Origin of the sequence: Photorhabdus namnaonensis (assembly GCF_001684335.1) — a bacterium.
GTDB lineage: Bacteria > Pseudomonadota > Gammaproteobacteria > Enterobacterales > Enterobacteriaceae > Photorhabdus > Photorhabdus namnaonensis.
The window spans coordinates 20,759-42,364 of sequence record NZ_LOIC01000015.1 but is presented as its reverse complement, the minus strand read 5'-3'; the positions used below and the strand labels follow the sequence as shown (position 1 = coordinate 42,364).

Below are 21,606 nucleotides of genomic sequence, written 5' to 3'. Positions count from 1 at the left end.
TCAGGCGAAGTATTCCCGAATATGTTTGATGACTATCTGCTGTTCAGCGTCTGTTATGTTGTAAAACATCGGCAAACGCACTAGACGATCACTTTCACAAGTAGTAAAACGGTCTTCCCCGTGAAAACGGCCAAATTTTTCACCGCCGGGGCTGGTGTGCAGAGAAACATAATGGAATACCGTTAGTACACCCGCGTCCTTCATATAGCTATTGAATGCTGAGCGTTCTTCAACATCTTTCAGCTTGATATAGAACATATGAGCATTATGCTCCAACCCTTCCGGTATGACGGCCAATGTCAGGAGATCAGCATCAGCCAGCGGTTTTAATGCTTGATAATAGGTATTCCACAAGGCAAGGCGACGCTCATTGATTTTTTCAGCCTCTTCCAATTGCGCCCACAAATAAGCAGCCTGAAGCTCCGACATCAGATAACTCGAACCAATATCGCGCCAAGTATATTTATCAACTTGACCACGGAAAAACTGACTACGATTAGTCCCTTTTTCGCGAACAATTTCCGCACGGGAAATCAGTGATTGATCATTGAGAAGCGCTGCACCACCTTCACCACCAGAAGAGTAGTTTTTGGTTTCGTGGAAACTGTAGCAACCAATATGTCCAATAGTTCCCAGTGCACGCCCTTTATAAGTAGACATTACCCCCTGCGCAGCATCTTCCACGACAAACAGGTTATATTTCTCTGCCAGAGCCATAATGGTATCCATTTCACAGGCCACACCGGCGTAATGCACTGGAACAATCACGCGTGTTCTAGCTGTAATTGCTGCTTCGATTTTGGTTTCATCAATATTCATGGTATCCGGGCGGATATCCACAAATACAATGGTCGCCCCACGCAGTACAAACGCGTTAGAACTGGAAACGAAAGTGAAACTCGGCATAATAACTTCATCACCGGGTTGGATATTCAGCAAAATAGCCGCCATTTCCAGTGCAGCGGTACAAGATGGTGTTAATAGAACTTTCGGACAATTGAAATGTTGTTCCATCCACTCTTCACAACGTTTGGTGAAACCACCATCCCCGCAAAGCTTACCGCTCTCCATTGCTTGCTTCATGTAATCTAATTCAGTGCCAACTACTGGTGGTTTGTTAAATGGAATCATTTCATCCCCTGTATAACCAATACGCGGTGCTTTCCACAAACGCACCACTGCGTGTATAAAGGCGCAAAGCAGCAATGTTGCTGGTTTGTGTCGCAATCCTTAACTGCCGTATTTGGTGGCGTTGACACCACTGCTGCGCCGCCAACATCAATTTTGAACCAATACCACAACCAATATTTTCTGGGAATACGGCCAACAAACCCATACGAGCCTCTCCTGCCCCAATATCCCGTAAAGTAACAAATCCTGCGGGTTGCCCGTTATCTCCATTTACTAGCAAACATTGATGATCAAATGTCCCCAATACCGCTTTTTCAACCCAAGTCGCGTAAAAACGACCACTATCCTGTGGTTGATACCACGGGGTTCGAAAACGACTTAAAGGAAATACGTTGGAAGCCACCTCTTTCAACATCGGGATATCCCGCCGCTCAGCCGAAAGTAGATTACTTTCAGAATTGTCTTTAGCATTTTCTATGCCAATCATTAAGGAAAAGTCTACTTCCCCTTCCACTAGCGAAAAGCCCAACGCGGATAAGCCATCAATAATATCCAATCGCTGCGCAGGTACTTTAGCTTGCACTAAAGCATACTGATCTAACTGAGATGAGGTTAGCAGACCGGCATCAGGTGTGAAATCAAGGCGAGCGGTGGACAAGCCAAAATAGTGGCTATCCCACTCTAATAGTTCAATATTGGCGCGCACGGACATGAAGCAGATCCAGCAGATATTGACCATAGCCAGTTTTTGACAAGGATTTTACTGTTTCTCTTAACTGTACATCATCCAGCCAACCATTACGCCAAGCAATCTCTTCAAGGCAGGCAATCTTAAAACCCTGACGTTTCTCAACAGTCTGTACAAAAGTGCTGGCCTCAATCAGGCTGTCATGAGTGCCAGTATCCAACCAGGCAAAACCACGCCCTAACAACTCAATGTTTAGTTCGCCACGCTCCAAATACATCTGGTTAATACTGGTAATCTCTAGTTCACCTCTGGCAGAAGGCTTGACCCGCTTGGCAAAATCCACCACTTGATTATCGTAGAAATAGAGGCCGGTTACCGCCCAGTTGGATTTTGGCTTTTCTGGTTTTTCCTCAATAGAAAGAACGCGGAACGCGTCATCAAATTCCACCACCCCAAATCGCTCAGGATCCATCACTTGATAACCAAAAACAGTCGCCCCTTTTCCACGAGACACAACCTTCCTCAATTTTGGGCTGAACCCTTGTCCAAAGTAGATATTGTCTCCCAATACCAAGCAGCAAGGCCCGCCGTTGATGAACTCCTCACCAATCAAAAATGCCTGAGCTAAACCATCCGGTGATGGCTGTTCTTTATAGCTTAAGTGAATACCAAATCTGTCGCCATCACCTAACAGTCGGCGGAAAGAAGGTAAATCTTCTGGTGTAGAGATAATCAGAATATCACGTATCCCTGCCAACATGAGTACTGACAAAGGATAGTAAATCATTGGTTTATCATAAATTGGCAGTAATTGTTTGGAAACACCCTGTGTTATCGGATGCAACCGGGTTCCTGATCCACCTGCCAGAATGATCCCTTTCATATTTACTGCCCCCATCGTCATTCAGTTTTTACCTAATCCAAGGCGTTCACCGGCATAAGAGCCGTCTTGAACTTTACGCCACCAGTTTTCATTTTCCAAATACCATTGAACTGTTTTACGAATACCTGATTCAAATGTCTCTTGTGGTCTCCAGCCTAGCTCACGCTCAACTTTCTCCGCATCAATGGCATAACGCATATCATGGCCAGGGCGATCCGCAACATAAGTAATCAAGTCTCGATAATACGCAATGCCCGCGGGTTTCTCAGGACAAAATTCTTCCAGAAGTTCACAAATCGCACAAACCACATCAATATTTTTACGTTCATTATGACCACCAATATTGTAGGTTTTGCCCGGTTCAGCGTCTGTCACAACCAAATAGAGTGCTCTGGCATGGTCTTCCACATACAACCAATCGCGAATTTGTTCCCCTTCACCATATACCGGTAAAGATTTTCCTGCTAATGCATTTAAGATCATCAGTGGGATCAATTTTTCCGGGAAATGGTAAGGACCATAGTTATTAGAACAATTGGTGATAATGACCGGTAAACCATAAGTCCGGTGCCATGCTCTTACCAGATGATCGCTGGACGCTTTGGACGCCGAATATGGGCTGCTTGGCGCATAAGGTGTTGTTTCGGTAAAAAAGCCCTCTTCATCATGTAAATCACCATACACTTCATCTGTTGAAATGTGGTGAAAGCGGAAAACAGCCTGTTTCTCTTCACTGAGTTTCTGCCAGAAAGCACGCGCAGCTTCCAACAAAGTGTAAGTACCCACAATGTTGGTTTCGATAAATGCCGCCGGGCCATCAATAGAGCGATCCACATGGCTTTCTGCCGCCAGATGCATCACACAATCCGGCTGATATTGCTCAAAAACTCGATCCAGCGCTCCACGTTGACAAATATCAACCTGTTCAAACGCGTAACGAGAGCTATCTGCAACTGGGGCAAGAGACGCCAGATTACCGGCGTAAGTCAGACTATCAACCACAACCACGCTGTCTTCTGTATTATCAATGATATGCCGCACAACCGCGGAACCAATAAAACCTGCACCACCTGTGATTAGAATACGTCTCAACGCCAGACTCCTTTTGTATCCACAATCCACTTCTGTTTAATTTCATGACTGTTTACAGCTTTAAACTGACTATGATCCACCAGCATCAACAGGATATCTGCTTCTTCCAGCGCCTTTTCCAGATTAACTAATCGAGTTATTTCCTTCAAAGAAGCGGGTAATTCATGAACATGAGGTTCTACAGCCAGCGTTTCACCTGCATGCCATTGCGCAATCATACCGGTGATATATGCCGCTGGGCTCTCACGCAAATCGTCAATATTTGGTTTAAATGCCAAACCAAAACAGGCAATTTTCACTTCGCTTGCGCGTTTTCCACTCTCAGCTAAACAATCCGCAACAGCCGCTTTTACTTGATCCACAACCCACAATGGTTTGTCATCATTAACCATACGTGCGGTATGAATAAGACGTGATTGTTTCGGGTTTTGAGAAACAATGAACCACGGATCAACAGCAATACAATGACCACCCACGCCAGGGCCTGGTTGGAGAATATTTACACGCGGGTGGCGATTTGCCAAACTGATCAGTTCCCACACGTTGATCCCTTGATCAGCACAAATCAGGGAAAGTTCGTTGGCGAATGCAATGTTTACATCTCGAAAACTGTTTTCTGTCAGCTTACACATTTCTGCCGTTCTTGAATGAGTGACAACACATTCACCTTCAAGGAAAATTTTATACAGCTCACTAGCTCTGGCCGAAGATTTTGACGTCATACCGCCGACAACGCGGTCATTCTTAATTAATTCAACCATAACTTGCCCTGGCAATACACGTTCAGGACAGTAAGCGATATCAACATCGGACTCCTCTCCAACCTGCTGTGGGAAAGTTAAATCAGGACGCGCCGCTGCCAACCATTCCGCCATCTGCTCCGTCGCGCCTACCGGTGAGGTAGATTCCAGAATAACCAGATCGCCTTTTTTCAGCACCGGCGCCACAGATTCAGCGGCGGAACAGACGTACGTCATATCCGGCTCATGATCGCCTTTAAAAGGCGTCGGAACAGCTATCAGAAAAGCATCTGCTGGTAACGGAGCAATCACGGCTTTCAGGTAACCGCCTTCTACGGCAACTTTCACCACTTTGTCTAGATCCGGTTCTACAATATGAATTGCACCACGGTTGATGGTTTCTACTGCATGCTGATTCACATCTACGCCAATGACTTTCTTATTGCGGGATGCAAACGCTGCCGCCGTTGGCAAACCAATATAACCAAGACCAATAACAGAAATAGTTTCAAAGCTCATAGTGTCACCTGATTTTTTTCAAAACGTCGAGAATACGTTGACAGGCATCGCCATCCCCGTAAGGATTATGAGCGCGGCTCATTTGCTGATAGGCAGCATCGTCTGTCAACAATCGAGTCACCTCTTCCACGATAGTTTTTGTTTCTGTCCCTACCAGACGTACCGTTCCAGCATCAACCGCCTCTGGCCGTTCAGTCGTGTTACGCATTACTAACACCGGTTTTCCTAAAGAAGGCGCTTCTTCTTGAATACCACCGGAATCGGTCAGGATCATATAGGCATGGTTCATTAGATAAACAAATGGCAAATAATCCTGGGGTTTGATGAGAATAACATTATCAATATTATGCAAAATGCGCTTTACCGGCTCACTGACATTTGGGTTTAAATGGACCGGATAGACAACTTGCACATCTGGATGAGCGCGGGCTATCTGTGCCAAAGCTTCACAAATTCGCTCAAATCCACCACCAAAACTTTCACGACGATGCCCCGTCACGAGGATCATTTTTTTATTAGTATCAATAAATGGGTAATGTTCCGCTAGTTTACTTCGCATTGCCTCATCATTCATTATTCGATCACGTACCCACAGCAACGCATCAATCACGGTATTTCCGGTAACAAAAACTCGATTATCTGTGATTGATTCTTTCTGTAAATTCTTACGAGAGTTTTCCGTCGGAGCAAAATGATACATTGCCAGATGCCCAGCAATCTTACGGTTCGCCTCTTCCGGCCAAGGGGAATAAAGATCACCCGTTCTTAATCCAGCTTCAATGTGACCAACAGGGATACGTTGGTAAAACGCAGCCAAACTGGTTGCCATCGTTGTTGTCGTATCTCCGTGAACCAATACAACATCAGGCTTAAATTCTGCAAGAACAGGCTTTAATCCTGCCAAAATACGACAGGTAATATCCGTTAGATCTTGCCCTGATTTCATAATATTGAGATCAAAATCGGGAGTGATCTCAAAAAGGTGTAACACCTGATCCAACATTTCCCGATGTTGGGCAGTGACACATACTTTCGCTTCGAAGGCTTCATCCCTTGCCAATGCGTGTACTAGCGGAGCCATCTTGATAGCCTCCGGCCGAGTACCAAACACAGTCAACACTTTCACAGTGACTCTCTTATAGTCAGTAAATTACAGATTTTCCTGCAAACAATACTCTTAATACTATTTACTCCTGCTGCTGGAGTTGCAGAAGATATCCCTCAGAAGCAGTTATTCCTAATAATTATCTGATTATTTACGCGAACATCTCACTAATGCCACGCCAGCACCCACTAAAGCGCCGACTGCCCCCCACATGATCATCAAAAATATTCTGCGGGGGCTGTCTCTGGTAACCGGCTCCTCTGGTGTTCTCAAATAGCGGTAAGCCTGGAATTGATCCTGTAATGTCGGGTCAACATTCAATGCTGCTAACATTGCAATATTCTGGTCATAGTCCACATCATACTTAGGCCCTATTGCTTCCAAAGTCTCAAGTTGAGCCTGTAACAACGGCGCCCCTAACATAAACATTTTTGAATCGGGCAACTGATCCACCGGCGTATCCGTTTGATTGCGCCGAATACCTTGTTTCTCCGCAATTTTCAAGGACTGCTGCAATACATTCATTTCGCGGTTATAAACCGCTTTAGCGACCATTTCCTGGCGCTTAACCAATGCATCCATCGAGTGAGCACGGGTAGTCCATGCACCTTTTACCTCATCATTTAAATGAGCGCTGGCACGACTATTGGCAAAAGCAATGTACTGGCGCAGGAGCTGATTTGCTTGTCTAGAAGACTCAGCAGTCAGTTTAATGCTGTCATTCAGCACTTTTTTATCATCATGAGGAATAAACTGAATATCATTGACTAATTCATCTAATAAGGCTGCATCAGCTTTGGCATCGCCCTCCTGATGTTGCTTGTAATAATCAGATTTCAACCAGAATTCACGGCGAGTATCATATGCTGCAATTTGGGTGATGAATTCTTTATAGGCTTCTTCTGAAATAGACGGTAACTGAGTTTCCGGTGAAATGTTAATGTGAGTATCCAGATTGCGCAAAAACTGCTGCTGAGAATAATAACTTTCCAACTGACTAATCGTAGGCAGATCAGTAATTGCTGTAGCACTCCATTTTTGCTGCATCAGATAAGATGCTCCTAGCGCCGCGGTTGCGAAAATTATTGCCAGTACAACAATCCATATCTTTCCACGCCATAGCGCACCGCACAAGGCTCTGATATCCAGCTCATGCTCCAGAGCTTGTTCATCCTGAATAAATTTCGTTTCTGATTTTATCACTGCACAGAACCTCTGCTGATAATAGATGTTTAATGGTTAGCAGAACGGCGCATACGACGCTTTTGCCGTTTAATGAAACGAGCTACCCTCCATACACGCTTGAGGCAATAGCCATACAACACAAATGCAAGCAAGAACAGTGCCAACATTACCCACTCGGGCACAAATTCCAGCCATTCTCCGGTAATTCCGATAGCGGCTAATAAAGCGGCGGCAACAGTGATTAAAATAAAAGCCTGACGTGATGAGAACCCAGATCGCATAACTAAATGGTGAATATGTTGCCTGTCAGGCGAAAATGGGCTCATCCCTTTCCGTAACCGACGGTACATAATAGCAACCATATCCATTAATGGAATGGCAACAACCCACAACGCAGTAACTGGATTAACAGGATGCTCATTTCCCTGAGTAGATTCAATGAGCAACCAGATAATGGTAAAACCAATCAATGTACTACCCGCATCCCCCATAAACACTTTGAAGCGCTGGCTTAATAAACCAAGATTAAGCACAATATAAGGGAGAATGGCAGCAATAAATGCAAAACACCATAATGCTAACGCCGTATTACCACTTTGATACAGTAAGATCCCCAAAGCACCGAAGGAGACACAGGATAATCCGCCTAATAATCCATCTATCCCATCAACCATATTGAATGCATTGATGGCAGCCCAGACAGCAAATAGTGTCACAACATAACTAAACGGTCCAAGTGTCATATCCCAAGGACCAAAAGCATAACCAAGACTATCTAATTTCAGGCCAGCAAAATACATCATCGCAATACCAACCAGAGCTTGGATGGTTGCCCGGATCTTAACGCTGATATCAAAACGGTCATCCAATGCGCCGATAAATACCAACACACCAGCACAAATCAAATATAACCACTTGTGAGGAATAAATTCTTTTGTGATAACAAAAGCAAAACAAATCCCAACAAATATCGATATTCCTCCAACCAGAGGCACTAACCCTTGATGACACTTACGATAATTGGGCTTATCAACAAGACCAACTCTCTTTGCTATTTTGCGTGCCATAAACAAAAACGCAAAAGAAAACAGAAAAACATAAAAAATTTCAATATTCATGATGAGAATATTCACGATGATAACTCTCTGTAAAAAGTAAACACACCCTGGTCATCGATCAACCGAAAACACATGATTTTCCAGCCAAGATCTACCCTCACGAGTACCCCAGCTTGCGAAAACACTGCTTTTAATTATGGAAAAATTAATGGCCCTTATACTCTTAACATCATTCTTTTAATACTTATTTCAAATATATGGCAGGCATATATCGCTTGCAAAATACATGCCACATATAGTGCTATAACAGTATGGTGAATACAAAAAACGCCACGAAATTGTGGCGTTGATTAAAATGATCATGAACTGAGTTAAAAACTATGAACGTTTCATCATGTCAAAAAAATCGTCATTCGTTTTGCTCATAGCCAGTTTGTTGATAAGGAATTCCATCGCATCAATTTCTCCCATCGGATGAATAATTTTGCGCAGAATCCACATTTTCTGTAGCTCTTCAGAGGTGGTGAGTAGCTCTTCTTTACGTGTACCAGAACGGTTGTAATCGATAGCTGGGAAGACGCGTTTTTCAGCAATTTTACGGGAGAGATGCAGTTCCATGTTACCTGTACCTTTGAATTCTTCGTAAATTACTTCATCCATCTTGGAGCCTGTATCCACCAACGCAGTCGCAATAATGGTCAAGCTTCCGCCCTCTTCCACATTACGTGCAGCACCGAAGAAACGTTTCGGGCGATGTAACGCGTTAGCATCCACACCACCAGTCAATACCTTACCAGATGCAGGGACAACAGTGTTATAAGCACGTGCTAAGCGAGTAATAGAGTCAAGCAGGATAATCACGTCTTTTTTGTGTTCAACCAGACGTTTTGCTTTCTCAATAACCATCTCTGCCACCTGAACGTGACGAGAAGCTGGCTCATCAAAAGTAGAAGCAATAACCTCACCTTTTACCAGACGTTGCATTTCAGTAACTTCTTCTGGACGTTCATCAATCAGAAGTACCATCAATACACAATCTGGATGATTGTGAGCAATGTTAGCGGCAATATTTTGCAGCAACATCGTCTTACCCGCTTTGGGTGGCGCGACGATCAGACCACGTTGTCCACGGCCAATCGGTGCCGCCAGATCCAGAACACGAGCAGTCAAGTCCTCAGTGGAACCATTACCACGCTCCATACGCAAGCGGCTATTAGCATGCAGCGGGGTTAAGTTTTCAAAAAGAATTTTACTGCGGGCATTTTCTGGTTTGTCAAAATTAACTTCGTTAACCTTCAACAGAGCAAAATAGCGTTCACCTTCTTTAGGTGGACGGATTTTACCTGAAATTGTGTCACCGGTACGGAGGTTAAAACGACGGATTTGGCTAGGAGAAACGTAGATATCATCGGGGCCGGCAAGGTAGGAACTGTCTGCTGAACGGAGGAATCCAAATCCATCCTGCAATATCTCCAGCACGCCATCACCGAAGATATCTTCTCCGCTTTTCGCATGCTGCTTAAGGATAGAGAAGATAATATCTTGTTTACGCATACGGGCTAGATTTTCCAGCCCCATATTTTCGCCGAGTGTAATCAATTCAGATACCGGCGTATTCTTTAATTCGGTAAGATTCATAATGGTGGGTTCTTAAACTCGGGGTATATCTCGAACTATGAACGTGAATAGTATGGCAGCGTCATCGATCGGTGCCTGTTTATTTTGTACAAAAAACAAATCAGACCTTTAATACGTTATTCATATAACAAAGGTAATAATTTGAAGTACTAAGATTGAACTCAAATAAGACTGACAGGCTGTCAAAAACGCTGTTGAGATAATGCTGAAACATTACTGATTTCGATAAAAACTATCTCAACGTAACGAGCTATACGCCAGATTATTCCCGTATAACCCATTGGATATTTTAGACTATCCAGAGATAACAGACTTATCAGACACTACAGATTATTCAGTATGCAACATACTTCTAACATGATGTATGTGATACAAGCAGTGGCGCTAACTTATCACGCTTCTTTACGGACGTCTAGCGGTCAATGAAATAAATAATAATATACGCTAAACGCCCGGTATTAATGTGAGCTCACTTCAATCAGAGATTAGCATCCAAAAATTCTTTCAATTGAGTCTTTGACAGTGCTCCCACTTTAGTAGCAGCAACCTGACCATCTTTGAACAGCAACAATGTAGGAATACCACGGATACCATACTTAGGAGCCGTTGCCGGGTTGTCATCAATGTTCAATTTAGCAATAGTCAGTTTGCCTGAATATTCTGGGGCAATTTCATCCAAGATAGGTGCAATCATTTTACATGGCCCACACCAGGCAGCCCAAAAATCGACAAGAACTGGACCTTCTGCGTTAAGAACATCAGTATCAAAGCTAGCGTCACTCAAATGAATAATTTTTTCGCTCATTTTTTACTCCAAAGAATAATTTTTTACCATGCTAGTGTAACATTACTGATATAAGGTTGCCTTTATTTCAGTGGATACACTTTCGTAAGACAATGGTTAACTGATATTCTACCACACTATGAGTAAAACACACTTGACAGAAAAGAAGTTTTCCGACTTCGCCTTGCACCCCAAGGTTATAGAAGCTCTTGATAATAAGGGTTTTTCTAATTGTACACCGATACAAGCATTGACATTGCCTTTCACTATTGAAGGCCGTGATGTCGCGGGGCAAGCGCAAACCGGTACGGGGAAGACGCTAGCATTTTTAGCGTCTGCTTTTCATTATTTACTGACTCATCCCACAGCGGAGGAGCATCAAACCAATCAGCCAAGAGCGCTGATTATGGCTCCTACCCGCGAACTCGCCGTACAGATTTACTCTGATGCAGAAGATCTGGCACAGGTAACGGGTTTAAAGATGGGTCTTGCCTACGGCGGTGATGGTTACGACAAGCAGCTAAAAGTACTGGAATCTGGTGTTGACATTGTTATCGGCACTACCGGACGTCTGATCGACTATACCAAACAGGGGCACATTAATCTGAATGCGGTTCAAGTTGTGATTCTTGATGAAGCTGATCGCATGTACGATCTCGGTTTTATCAAAGATATCCGTTGGTTATTCCGCCGGATGCCACCAGCAAACGAACGTATGAACCTACTGTTTTCTGCCACACTCTCTTACCGAGTCCGAGAATTGGCATTTGAGCAAATGAATCATGCAGAGTATGTCGAGGTGGAACCGCTACAGAAAACGGGACACCGTATCCGCGAAGAGCTGTTTTATCCTTCTAATGAAGAAAAGATGCGCCTGCTTCAAACGTTATTGGAAGAAGAGTGGCCTGATCGCTGCATCATTTTCGCCAATACAAAACATCGTTGTGAAGATATCTGGTCGCATCTGGCCGCTGACGGACATCGAGTTGGGTTACTAACCGGTGATGTAGCACAAAAAAAACGGTTACGCATTCTAGAAGAATTCAGCAACGGCAATATTGATGTTCTGGTTGCCACTGATGTCGCAGCCCGTGGGTTGCACATTCCTTCAGTCACTCATGTTTTTAATTATGACTTACCCGATGACTGCGAGGATTATGTCCACCGTATTGGCCGTACTGGTCGTGCCGGTGAAAGCGGCCACTCGATCAGTCTGGCCTGTGAAGAATACGCTCTAAACCTGCCAGCGATTGAAAGTTATATTCAGCACCCTATCCCGGTCAGCAAATATAACAGCCAAGCCTTGCTGCAAGACTTACCGGCTCCTAAACGCCGCTACCGTTCGCGTTCAGGAAACCATCAGCGCCGTAACAATTTGTCGCATCGTAATAATACACCACGTAATAACCGTAAACGTTCAGGCTGAATAATGATGCTGAGTTCTTCTTCGCTCTATGCGGCTATCGACCTAGGTTCAAACAGTTTTCATATGCTGGTCGTGCGCGAAGTATCCGGCAGTATGCAGATACTGGCACGAATCAAACGTAAAGTCAGGCTGGCCGCCGGATTAGATAAAAATAACCGTTTATCTCAACAGGCGATGGAGAGAGGCTGGCAATGTCTCAGGGTTTTTTCTGAACGCTTACAGGATATACCACCATCACAAATCCGTGTTGTTGCTACGGCAACTTTACGCATTGCTGAGAATTCAGACGAATTTGTGAAAAAAGCAGCAGAAATCCTTGATTGTCCGGTTAAAGTAATCAGTGGCGAAGATGAAGCTCGGCTTATTTATCAAGGCGTTGCCCATACAACTGGCGGCCCTGAAAAACGTCTGGTTGTCGATATTGGCGGTGCAAGTACAGAGTTGGTTACAGGGAATGGGGCAAAAGCCACTCAGTTATCCAGCCTAAGTATGGGCTGTGTCACCTGGCTTGAAAGCTACTTTAATGACCGCAGCCTGACGGAAGAAAATTTCGCCAAAGCCGAAGCTGCCGCACATGAAACGTTGAAACCCATTGCGCCAAAGCTTACCGAACAAGGCTGGCAGATTTGTGTAGGCGCTTCCGGCACCGTTCAGGCTCTGCAAGAAATCATGATTGCTCAGGGTATGGATGAGCTGATCACTTTGCCAAAACTTCAAGAGCTCAAACATAAAGCGATTGAATGCGGTAAGCTGGAAGAACTGGAAATAGAAGGGTTGACGCTGGAACGGGCTTTGGTTTTCCCAAGTGGGCTGGCTATCCTGATAGCGATTTTCCAGGCATTAAATATTGAAAGTATGATCCTTGCGGGCGGCGCCTTACGGGAAGGTCTTGTTTATGGCATGCTGGATTTACCAATAGAGCCAGATATTCGTACTAGAACACTACGTAATATACAACGCCGTTTTCAGTTAGACGTTGAACAATCTCAACGAGTCAAACAATTGGCTGAACACTTCCTACCACAAATTGCCAAACCTTGGGAGCTGGATAGCCGATGTCATGAATTATTACAAAGTGCCTGTCTGATACATGAAATTGGCCTAAGCATTGATTTCCACCAAGCTCCATCACATGCAGCCTATCTTATCAATTATCTCACTCTCCCCGGCTATACGCCCGCACAGAAAAAACTCTTAGCCGCATTACTAAAGAACCAAAGCGGCCCCATTGATTTGTTTTCCTTCAATCAACAAAACGCCTTACCTCTGATACAAGCTCAACGTTTATGTCGTCTGTTGCGGTTAGCTATCATCTTCGCCAACCGCCGTCGAGATGACACTCTCCCTGCGCTACGTTTAAAAGTGAGTGGTGAAGCGTTAACAATAACGTTACCTCATGGCTGGCTAATGCAACACCCTCTGAGGGCAGAGTCTTTACAGCATGAAATTCAGTGGCAAAGCCATGCTCAATGGCCGATTGTTTTAGGCGAGCCGGATACTCGAACCTGAATAAAATCGTTTTCCCTGTATCTCTGTGATACAGGGAGTCTTCAATATATTTACGACTTATTTTTCTGCCCAAGCCCTAAACGCGATTTGATATCCGCGATACGCGATTGCCCTTTTTGCATTCTTTCTTCGGCAGTCACTATCTTTTTATCTTGCGGCCAATGTAAGTCATCCTGTGGCAACTCGTACAAAAAACGACTTGGTTCTGGGCGGATTAACTCGCCATATTGACGACGCTCTTTACATAAAGTAAAGAATAACTCCCGTTGAGCACGGGTGATCCCGACATAAGCCAGTCGTCGCTCTTCATCAATATTTTCTTCATCAATACTGCTCTGATGAGGCAGTAGCCCTTCTTCCATGCCAACCAGAAATACATAGGGAAACTCCAACCCTTTGGAAGCATGTAGAGTCATCAATTGCACCTGATCAAACTCCTCACTATCCTCGTCTCGCTCCAACATATCTCGTAATGTAAAACGCGCGACCACCTGAGATAAAGTCATTGGTTCGTTCAGTTCATCACCTTTCAGCATTTCACTCATCCAAGTGAACAACTGATTAATATTTTTCATCCGCATCTCAGCCGCTTTTGGACTCGGTGATGTTTCGTACAGCCAACTTTCATAATCCATACCGTGTAGTAGATCACGTACAGCTAGCAAAGGATCTCGTTCAACCTGGCGAGTTATCTCATCCATCCAGTGAGTAAAACGCTGTAGTGCCGCCAAACCGCGGCCGGTTAGACTTTGTGCCAAACCAAGATCAAAACTAGCCTGATAGAGACTTTTATCGCGCTGATTCGCCCATTCACCCAGTTTTTGAATGGTAACCGCACCAATTTCACGTCTTGGTGTATTGACAATTCTTAGGAATGCGCTGTCATCCTCAGGATTAGTCAGCACCCGCAGATAAGCTAGCAAGTCCTTAATTTCAGGACGGGCAAAGAAAGAAGTGCCTCCAGAAATCCGATAAGGAATGCGGTTTTGCATCAACATCTTTTCAAACACGCGGGATTGATGATTTCCTCGGTAGAGAATGGCGTAATCTTTATATTCGGTCTTATTGATAAAGTGATGCGCCATCAGCTCCCCAATAACCCTTTCCGCTTCATGCTCTTCATTATTAGCGGTAATCACTTTTAACGGATTACCATACCCCAGTTCAGAAAAAAGCCGTTTTTCAAACACATGCGGGTTATTAGCGATTAAAATATTAGCCGCTTTCAGAATACAACCAGAGGAACGATAATTCTGTTCCAGTTTAATCACATTAAGCTTTGGGAAATCCTCTTTCAGGAGCACCAAATTTTGTGGTCTTGCGCCGCGCCATGAATAGATCGACTGGTCATCATCACCCACCACCGTAAAACGGGCCCTTTGTCCCACCAACAATTTCACCAGTTGATATTGACTAGTATTGGTGTCCTGATATTCATCGACCAACAGATAACGAATACGGTTTTGCCAACGCTCCCTAACTTCTTCATCATGCTGCATCAGCAAAGTCGGTTTGGTAATCAGATCGTCAAAATCCAATACATTACAGCTCGTCAGATGTAAATCATAACGACGATAACATTCAGCAAACTGATGCTCCTGAGCAGAACGGGCCAATGCCAAAACTTGCTGTGGAGAAAGCAGATCATTTTTCCAGTTTGAAATGACAGAGATCAATTTTTGTAATAGATCTTTATCTTCCTCCAGTAAATCGGCTGTTAAATCTTTCAACAAAGCCATCTGGTCCTGATCATCAAACAACGAGAAATTGCTTTTCATTCCTAACGCTTTGTACTCACGCTTAATGATTTCCAATCCCAATGTGTGGAAAGTAGAAATCATCAACCCCTTAGCCTCTTTACGCCCCAGAGTTTGTGCTACACGCTCTTTCATTTCCCTCGCAGCTTTATTAGTAAACGTCACAGCGGCGATATGACGAGGCTGATAGCCACAAGTACGGATAAGATGAGCAATTTTATTGGTGATCACCCTAGTTTTGCCGGAACCTGCTCCCGCCAGGACCAGACAAGGACCAGTAACAAATTCGACAGCTTGTTGTTGTCTAGGATTTAATCGCATGATGTTTCATAAGTTATATCAGGACAGTATCTCAGGGGGATACAATTGTAGCAGAAAGAGGAGAAAGGAAACGCGGTTTTCTTTATGAAGGAAAAGGACTCTACTGGTTGATAAATATTAAATGCAAAGAGGGAGAATTTCTCCCCCCTTATCTTTAATCAACCACCAACAGCAATACGTTTCATATCTGTCATGTAACCACGTAATACGCGGCCAACGACTTCGATGGGGTGGTTACGGATAGCTTCGTTTACCTCGCGTAACTGGGCGTTATCAATACCGTTATCCGCAACAGACTTACCTAAATCCCCCGCCTGTAACGAACCCATAAACTTCTCTTTCAGCAGTGGGACCGCAACATGAGAGAACAAATAGTTACCATATTCCGCTGTATCAGAAATAACGACATTCATTTCGTACAGGCGCTTACGAGAGATAGTATTCGCAATCAACGGTAATTCATGCAGAGATTCATAATAGGCAGATTCAGCAATAATACCGGTATCAACCATAACTTCGAATGCCAGTTCAACCCCAGCTTTCACCATAGCAACCATTAAAACGCCGTGATCAAAGTATTCCTGTTCACTGATTTTGCCATCATATTCAGGTGAATTCTCAAACGGAGTGTTACCCGTCTCCTCACGCCAACCTAACAGTTTTTTATCATCATTGGCCCAGTCAGCCATCATACCGGAAGAAAATTCACCAGAAACAATATCATCCATATGTTTCTGGAACAGCGGCGTCATCATTTCTTTTAACTGTTCAGACAACGCATACGCTCGCAGTTTTGCCGGATTAGACAGACGGTCCATCATCAGGGTGATGCCGCCTTGTTTCAGTGCTTCTGTGATGGTTTCCCAGCCAAACTGGATCAATTTTCCTGCATAACCCGGTTCAGCGCCATCTGCCACCAGTTTGTCATAACACAGCAGTGAACCAGCCTGTAACATACCGCACAGAATAGTTTGCTCACCCATCAGGTCAGATTTCACTTCTGCCACGAAAGAAGATTCCAGAACACCGGCGCGATGCGCTCCCGTTGCCGCAGCCCATGCCTTAGCGATTGCCATACCTTCACCTTTCGGATCATTTTCCGGGTGAACCGCGATCAAAGTAGGCACACCAAAACCCCGCTTGTATTCTTCACGCACTTCAGTACCAGGACACTTAGGCGCAACCATCACCACAGTGATGTCTTTACGGATTTGTTCACCGACTTCAACAATGTTTAAACCGTGGGAATAACCCAGTGCGGCACCTTCTTTCATCAACGGTTGAACTGCGCGAACAACAGAAGAGTGTTGCTTATCTGGCGTCAGGTTAATGACCAAATCAGCCTGCGGTATCAACTCCTCATAAGTGCCGACTTGAAAACCACTTTCCGTCGCTTTACGCCATGAAGCACGTTTTTCTTCAATGGCCTCTTTACGCAGGGCATAAGCGATATCCAGACCGGAGTCACGCATATTCAGGCCCTGATTCAGCCCTTGCGCTCCGCAACCGACGATAACTACTTTTTTGCCTTTTAAATATCCTGCCTCATCAACAAACTCTTCCCGCGCCATAAAACGACATTTACCTAACTGCGCCAACTGCTGACGCAAATTCAGCGTATTAAAATAATTAGCCATTAGTGACTCCGTTATCATGTTGTGCTCAGCAATGAAGTGCTGGGGCTGTTTTTTTAGATTTCCTCACCCTGTGAGGTGTTTATATATTTTTAATATATGACATGAAAGCCATTGCTTAAATTGATATATTAACAATACTACATTGCACTTTATGCAATACAGATTATTGGACAGGAAAAGGGGAATAAGCTATGGATATACGCGATCTCAGACTGTTTCTACATCTAGCTGAAAGCTGTCATTTTGGCCGAACAGCAAAAACAATGCATGTCAGTCCATCCACATTATCTCGCCAGATTCAACGTATGGAAGATATTCTGGGTCATCCACTATTTTTACGGGATAATCGCACCGTAAAATTGACCTTTGCCGGCGAGCAATTTAGACAATTCGCCCAACAGACCCTGCTACAATACCAGCAACTAAAACACTCATTGAATCAGCAAAGCCCATCTCTAAGTGGCGAGTTACGTCTGTTTTGCTCAGTCACGGCGGCCTACAGTCACTTACCACAGATCCTAGACCGTTTTCGTGCTGAACATCCTATGGTTGAAATCAAACTCACCACAGGTGATGCCGCAGATGCTGTCAATAAGATACAATCTAATGATGCTGATTTAGGTATCGCCGGTAAGCCGGAAAAACTACCAGATAATGTTAGCTTCACCAAAATCGGTGAAATCCCATTGGTAATGATTGCACCTTCCCTTCCCTGCGCTGTACGCGCACTCGTCATACAAGAGTACCTTGACTGGAATAACATTCCCTTCATTTTGCCGGAACACGGCCCTTCACGTAAGCGCATTGAGCACTGGTTCCGCCACCATAAAATTAACAATCCGTTGATTTACGCTACCGTATCCGGTCATGAAGCCATTGTTTCTATGGTTGCATTGGGTTGTGGAGTGGCATTAATTCCCAATATCGTTGTAGAAAACAGTCCTGAACCGGTACGTAATCGCATATCTTCATTGGACAATATTTCTCTAGTAGAGCCGTTTGAGTTGGGTATGTGTGTACAGAAAAAACGGCTTAATGAACCCTTAATTAAAGCGTTTTGGGGATTGTTATAACAAACTGCCTTAACAGGTCTTTTTATTTATTACAAGCCTGATGCAACTTATTTTCGGTATTATGCCAATATACCTATAGTTTATGTGGCCTAATTCACAAAGAACATAAAAATATAACCATATTGTTCTCATGATAATATGTTTAATATAAGTTATAACCAATTAAAATAATCATATAAAAATATTGGCTCCGCATTAAATTTTTGGTCATTAATTATGTTACGAAAGAAAATACTGTTAATTATATCAAGTAGATAATAGCTATTTAACGTTGAATAATTCAGATATCGTTAAGATTGGCTAGTAAAAATTGAATATTCCACCCACGAAAAATAGGGTGGGGAATAATTCTTTACACCATATCATAACGATACTTTCCAATAGTGAAATTATTTTTTCCTAGATACCAGAGGAGGCAACCTTATAATAACCATTTAATAATTTTTTGATGACATAGTAACTAATAATAATTATTTAACTAGTTAATATAATTTAATTAAAAAATAACACCCAGGATTTATAATAATTATATTGAATAATTAATTCAAATACACACAATAATTTAATAAAGGACACCATCATGTTACACAAAATAGACAAATCACCGTATTTTATTAAATTCTATAAATTCCATCTACAAGATCTGGTTTTCTCTTATAATATGCAAACAGAATGGCACCATCATCCTTGTATCCAATTGAGCGTATCACCACATAATTCACTCATGAGGATTGATACCGAAAATGAATCGAGACAAGTACATGGATTCATTATTTCCTCTAATATTAAACATAAATTACACTCGGAAGGGCAACTCTGTTTTAATTTACTGATAGACCTAGCCAACCCACTATGTCATTTATTACTACATCAAATGAGAGGTTCAGATATCATATATTTAAATCAAGAATCATCCAGTTTAATAGCAAATTATTTTATTAATTGTTTACAATCAGAAACCTCTCCAGATATTTTCATCTTAAACAACCTTTTAGGTAAAATAGAAGATTGCCATTGTTATCAGGATAAACGAATCATGAAAGCGGCCTCTCTTATTACTGAATTACCGGTTAAATGTATATCTTCTCGTGAAATATCAAATCAGCTCTATTTATCCGAGAGTCGATTCTTGCATCTATTTAGAGAAAAAATGGGAACTAATTTCCGTAGTTATCTACTATGGAAGCGTCTGCATCATGCTATTGATGAGATACACTCATCAGATTCACTGACTTTACTAGCTTGTAATAGCGGATTTTCCGATGGCGCACATTTCAGCCGTACCTGCATGACACTATATGGATTAAGACCTTCTGAATTAAAACATGCCAGTAAGAACAAAATGCAACAAACACAACAAAAATATTTCAATTTATCATCAACATTAGCAGGTCTAAATTTTACCAAGCAAAATATCTGTGTTATGAATAAATAATATTTTTGATACATTACCTAAAATAAATAATTTTTATTTATAACCGTTATTATCAAAGCCAGTATGTTAGAGATTCTGTATCATTTTATTCCTAATAGCACATTTATATTATGCACACTTAGTAATGATACAGAATTCAGAACAACACCATAACAATACTACCTAATAAATCGTTAATCCACGCCCAATAAAACATACAGAGTGAAATATCACTATTCTGTATTAATCATTCATTTTAATGGTACATGCTCTTTCAGATAATTTTCCACCCATTTAGCAACCCGACAGGTGTCTTTATAAGCCCCTAACATCAGTTCAGAACCACGGCTACTCAACCATTTCCGCCCAATGATAAATAATCCAGGATAAGGGGTTTTCCCGCCTTCCGCATGGCCATTTTTACAAACGAATCCATTAGCATCCACAGCACCGGGAAGCGTCAACCATTCCGTATTATCCTTATACCCCAAACACCAAATAACCGTATCTACCTCATATTGATTGCCAGAAAAATCACATAATTTATTATCTTTTACATCAACTAACCTATTCGCTATTTTTATATCCAAAGCTGCTAATCGATGGTTTTTCAGATCGCCACAAGGGATAGGATTACGCCGCCGCATAATTTTCCCGACCAAACTGTAATAATTGGCAAATAACAAGCCACTTTTACTTAACCACCAAAAAATATCTTTGCCCAGTATTCTATTAGGTAAGAGAGGACGGGAAGAACCGCAAAATAACGTCACCTTCGTCGTTGCAGACAAATCTTTAGCAATCTGACGGCCACTCGCACCATCACCAACAACAGCGACTCGGCTGCCTGCTTTAATTTGTTTTGGCTCCCGATATTGGTCTGCTCCGATTTGCTGTATATCAGTAGAAAGTTGTTCAGCAAGCGTTGGAATATCAACTAATTGATTAGCTCCTGTCGCATTAACCAAACAAGGCGCGTGAAATACTTTTCCATCTTTTGTTTTAACACGATAGCCATTTTTATCATGCTTCACTTCAACCACTTCAGTTTGAGTATGTATAGCAAGGTTATGATGTGAAGCATAACGTTCAAGATAATCAGCAACTTCATTTTTATCTGGATAACCCTCTTTAATTCCAGGAAATGGTAAGCCATGAAGCTGAGTCATACCACGTGAAGTGAATAACAGCATATTATCAGGACGCCTGCGCCACACATCACCAATACGCGCTTCTCGCTCTAATATGCAGACATTAATATTTTTAGCCGCAAGAATAGCCGCTAAACTTAGTCCGGCTTGACCGGCACCCACAATTAAGCAATCCATTTTCATCATACGTACTCATTTTTTAATTTGGTATTAATCTATATTTTGTTTTTATCATTATCGAAATCTTAGGACAATGAAAAACTTGCAAAAAGAACACTCAATAGATCAAAAAACAACGAACTTCACAAAAATATAAAAGACAATTAAAAAATTTACTTGAATTAACTGGTCATATTCGTACTAAAGTGAATATTTTGAATAAACCAGCTATTTTTAGCATAATTTTAACAATATTGACAAATCCATATAATAATCAGAGCAATAATATAGCCAATTTATTCAATAAAAATAAATTATTAATGACTATCCTTTTTG

At 42.6% G+C, this 21,606-nt stretch carries 17 protein-coding genes; 4 read left to right on the top strand and 13 right to left on the bottom strand.

Going from position 1 to position 21,606, the window contains the following annotated elements:
- The 10 genes from rffA to trxA form a co-directional block, all read right to left on the bottom strand.
- Positions 1-1,131: a dTDP-4-amino-4,6-dideoxygalactose transaminase gene (gene rffA, locus Phpb_RS02200; RefSeq protein ID WP_065388980.1), complete on the bottom strand. Its 1,131-nt coding sequence runs from the start codon at positions 1,129-1,131 to the stop codon at positions 1-3.
- A gap of 1 nt (position 1,132) precedes the next feature.
- Positions 1,133-1,843: a dTDP-4-amino-4,6-dideoxy-D-galactose acyltransferase gene (rffC, locus tag Phpb_RS02195; protein WP_065388979.1), complete on the bottom strand. Its 711-nt coding sequence runs from the start codon at positions 1,841-1,843 to the stop codon at positions 1,133-1,135.
- Positions 1,821-2,702 carry a glucose-1-phosphate thymidylyltransferase RfbA gene (gene rfbA, locus Phpb_RS02190; protein WP_065389000.1) on the bottom strand — a complete coding sequence of 294 codons (882 nt, stop codon included), beginning with the start codon at positions 2,700-2,702 and terminating at the stop codon, positions 1,821-1,823. Before rfbA ends, rffC begins: the two co-directional genes overlap by 23 nt.
- Positions 2,703-2,723: 21 nt before the next feature.
- A complete protein-coding gene (rffG, locus tag Phpb_RS02185) occupies positions 2,724-3,794 on the bottom strand; it encodes a dTDP-glucose 4,6-dehydratase (protein ID WP_065388978.1) in 1,071 nt (356 codons plus the stop codon).
- Entirely contained in the window at positions 3,791-5,053 is a 1,263-nt protein-coding gene (gene wecC, locus Phpb_RS02180; RefSeq protein ID WP_065388977.1) for a UDP-N-acetyl-D-mannosamine dehydrogenase, read from the bottom strand. Before wecC ends, rffG begins: the two co-directional genes overlap by 4 nt.
- A gap of 4 nt (positions 5,054-5,057) precedes the next feature.
- The gene (gene wecB / locus Phpb_RS02175; protein WP_065388976.1) at positions 5,058-6,179 is read right to left on the bottom strand and encodes a non-hydrolyzing UDP-N-acetylglucosamine 2-epimerase; all 1,122 of its coding nucleotides are present in this window, start codon (positions 6,177-6,179) and stop codon (positions 5,058-5,060) included.
- A gap of 126 nt (positions 6,180-6,305) precedes the next feature.
- Complete coding sequence (gene wzzE / locus Phpb_RS02170; RefSeq protein WP_065388975.1) at positions 6,306-7,361, bottom strand: ECA polysaccharide chain length modulation protein; 1,056 nt, start codon at positions 7,359-7,361, stop codon at positions 6,306-6,308.
- A 29-nt stretch (positions 7,362-7,390) separates the two neighbouring features.
- Positions 7,391-8,476: a UDP-N-acetylglucosamine--undecaprenyl-phosphate N-acetylglucosaminephosphotransferase gene (gene wecA, locus Phpb_RS02165; RefSeq protein ID WP_065388974.1), complete on the bottom strand. Its 1,086-nt coding sequence runs from the start codon at positions 8,474-8,476 to the stop codon at positions 7,391-7,393.
- A 303-nt stretch (positions 8,477-8,779) separates the two neighbouring features.
- A complete protein-coding gene (gene rho, locus Phpb_RS02160; RefSeq protein WP_011148733.1) occupies positions 8,780-10,039 on the bottom strand; it encodes a transcription termination factor Rho in 1,260 nt (419 codons plus the stop codon).
- Between the two features lie 478 nt (positions 10,040-10,517).
- Positions 10,518-10,844 (bottom strand): thioredoxin TrxA, encoded by a 327-nt coding sequence (trxA, locus tag Phpb_RS02155; protein WP_065388973.1) that lies wholly within the window; start codon positions 10,842-10,844, stop codon positions 10,518-10,520.
- Positions 10,845-10,962: 118 nt separating this feature from the next.
- On the opposite strand from trxA, the gene rhlB reads away from it, so the two are divergent.
- Positions 10,963-12,249 carry an ATP-dependent RNA helicase RhlB gene (rhlB, locus tag Phpb_RS02150; RefSeq protein WP_065388972.1) on the top strand — a complete coding sequence of 429 codons (1,287 nt, stop codon included), beginning with the start codon at positions 10,963-10,965 and terminating at the stop codon, positions 12,247-12,249.
- A gap of 6 nt (positions 12,250-12,255) precedes the next feature.
- On the top strand, positions 12,256-13,758 hold the full coding sequence (gene gppA, locus Phpb_RS02145; protein ID WP_065388999.1) for a guanosine-5'-triphosphate,3'-diphosphate diphosphatase: 1,503 nt from the start codon (positions 12,256-12,258) through the stop codon (positions 13,756-13,758).
- Between the two features lie 50 nt (positions 13,759-13,808).
- Here the strand turns inward: gppA and rep are convergent, their stop codons facing one another.
- The gene (gene rep / locus Phpb_RS02140) at positions 13,809-15,836 is read right to left on the bottom strand and encodes a DNA helicase Rep (RefSeq protein WP_065388971.1); all 2,028 of its coding nucleotides are present in this window, start codon (positions 15,834-15,836) and stop codon (positions 13,809-13,811) included.
- Between the two features lie 158 nt (positions 15,837-15,994).
- Positions 15,995-17,473 carry a ketol-acid reductoisomerase gene (gene ilvC / locus Phpb_RS02135; protein ID WP_065388970.1) on the bottom strand — a complete coding sequence of 493 codons (1,479 nt, stop codon included), beginning with the start codon at positions 17,471-17,473 and terminating at the stop codon, positions 15,995-15,997.
- A 191-nt stretch (positions 17,474-17,664) separates the two neighbouring features.
- On the opposite strand from ilvC, the gene ilvY reads away from it, so the two are divergent.
- Both ilvY and Phpb_RS02125 read left to right on the top strand, forming a co-directional pair.
- Positions 17,665-18,546, top strand: coding sequence for an HTH-type transcriptional activator IlvY (gene ilvY / locus Phpb_RS02130; protein WP_065388969.1), 882 nt, complete (start codon positions 17,665-17,667; stop codon positions 18,544-18,546).
- 580 nt (positions 18,547-19,126) lie between these two features.
- Entirely contained in the window at positions 19,127-19,981 is an 855-nt protein-coding gene (locus tag Phpb_RS02125) for an AraC family transcriptional regulator (protein WP_065388968.1), read from the top strand.
- A 230-nt stretch (positions 19,982-20,211) separates the two neighbouring features.
- Here Phpb_RS02125 and Phpb_RS02120 read toward each other — a convergent pair whose 3' ends face one another.
- A complete protein-coding gene (locus Phpb_RS02120; RefSeq protein ID WP_065388967.1) occupies positions 20,212-21,297 on the bottom strand; it encodes a flavin-containing monooxygenase in 1,086 nt (361 codons plus the stop codon).
- Positions 21,298-21,606 lie beyond the last annotated feature (309 nt).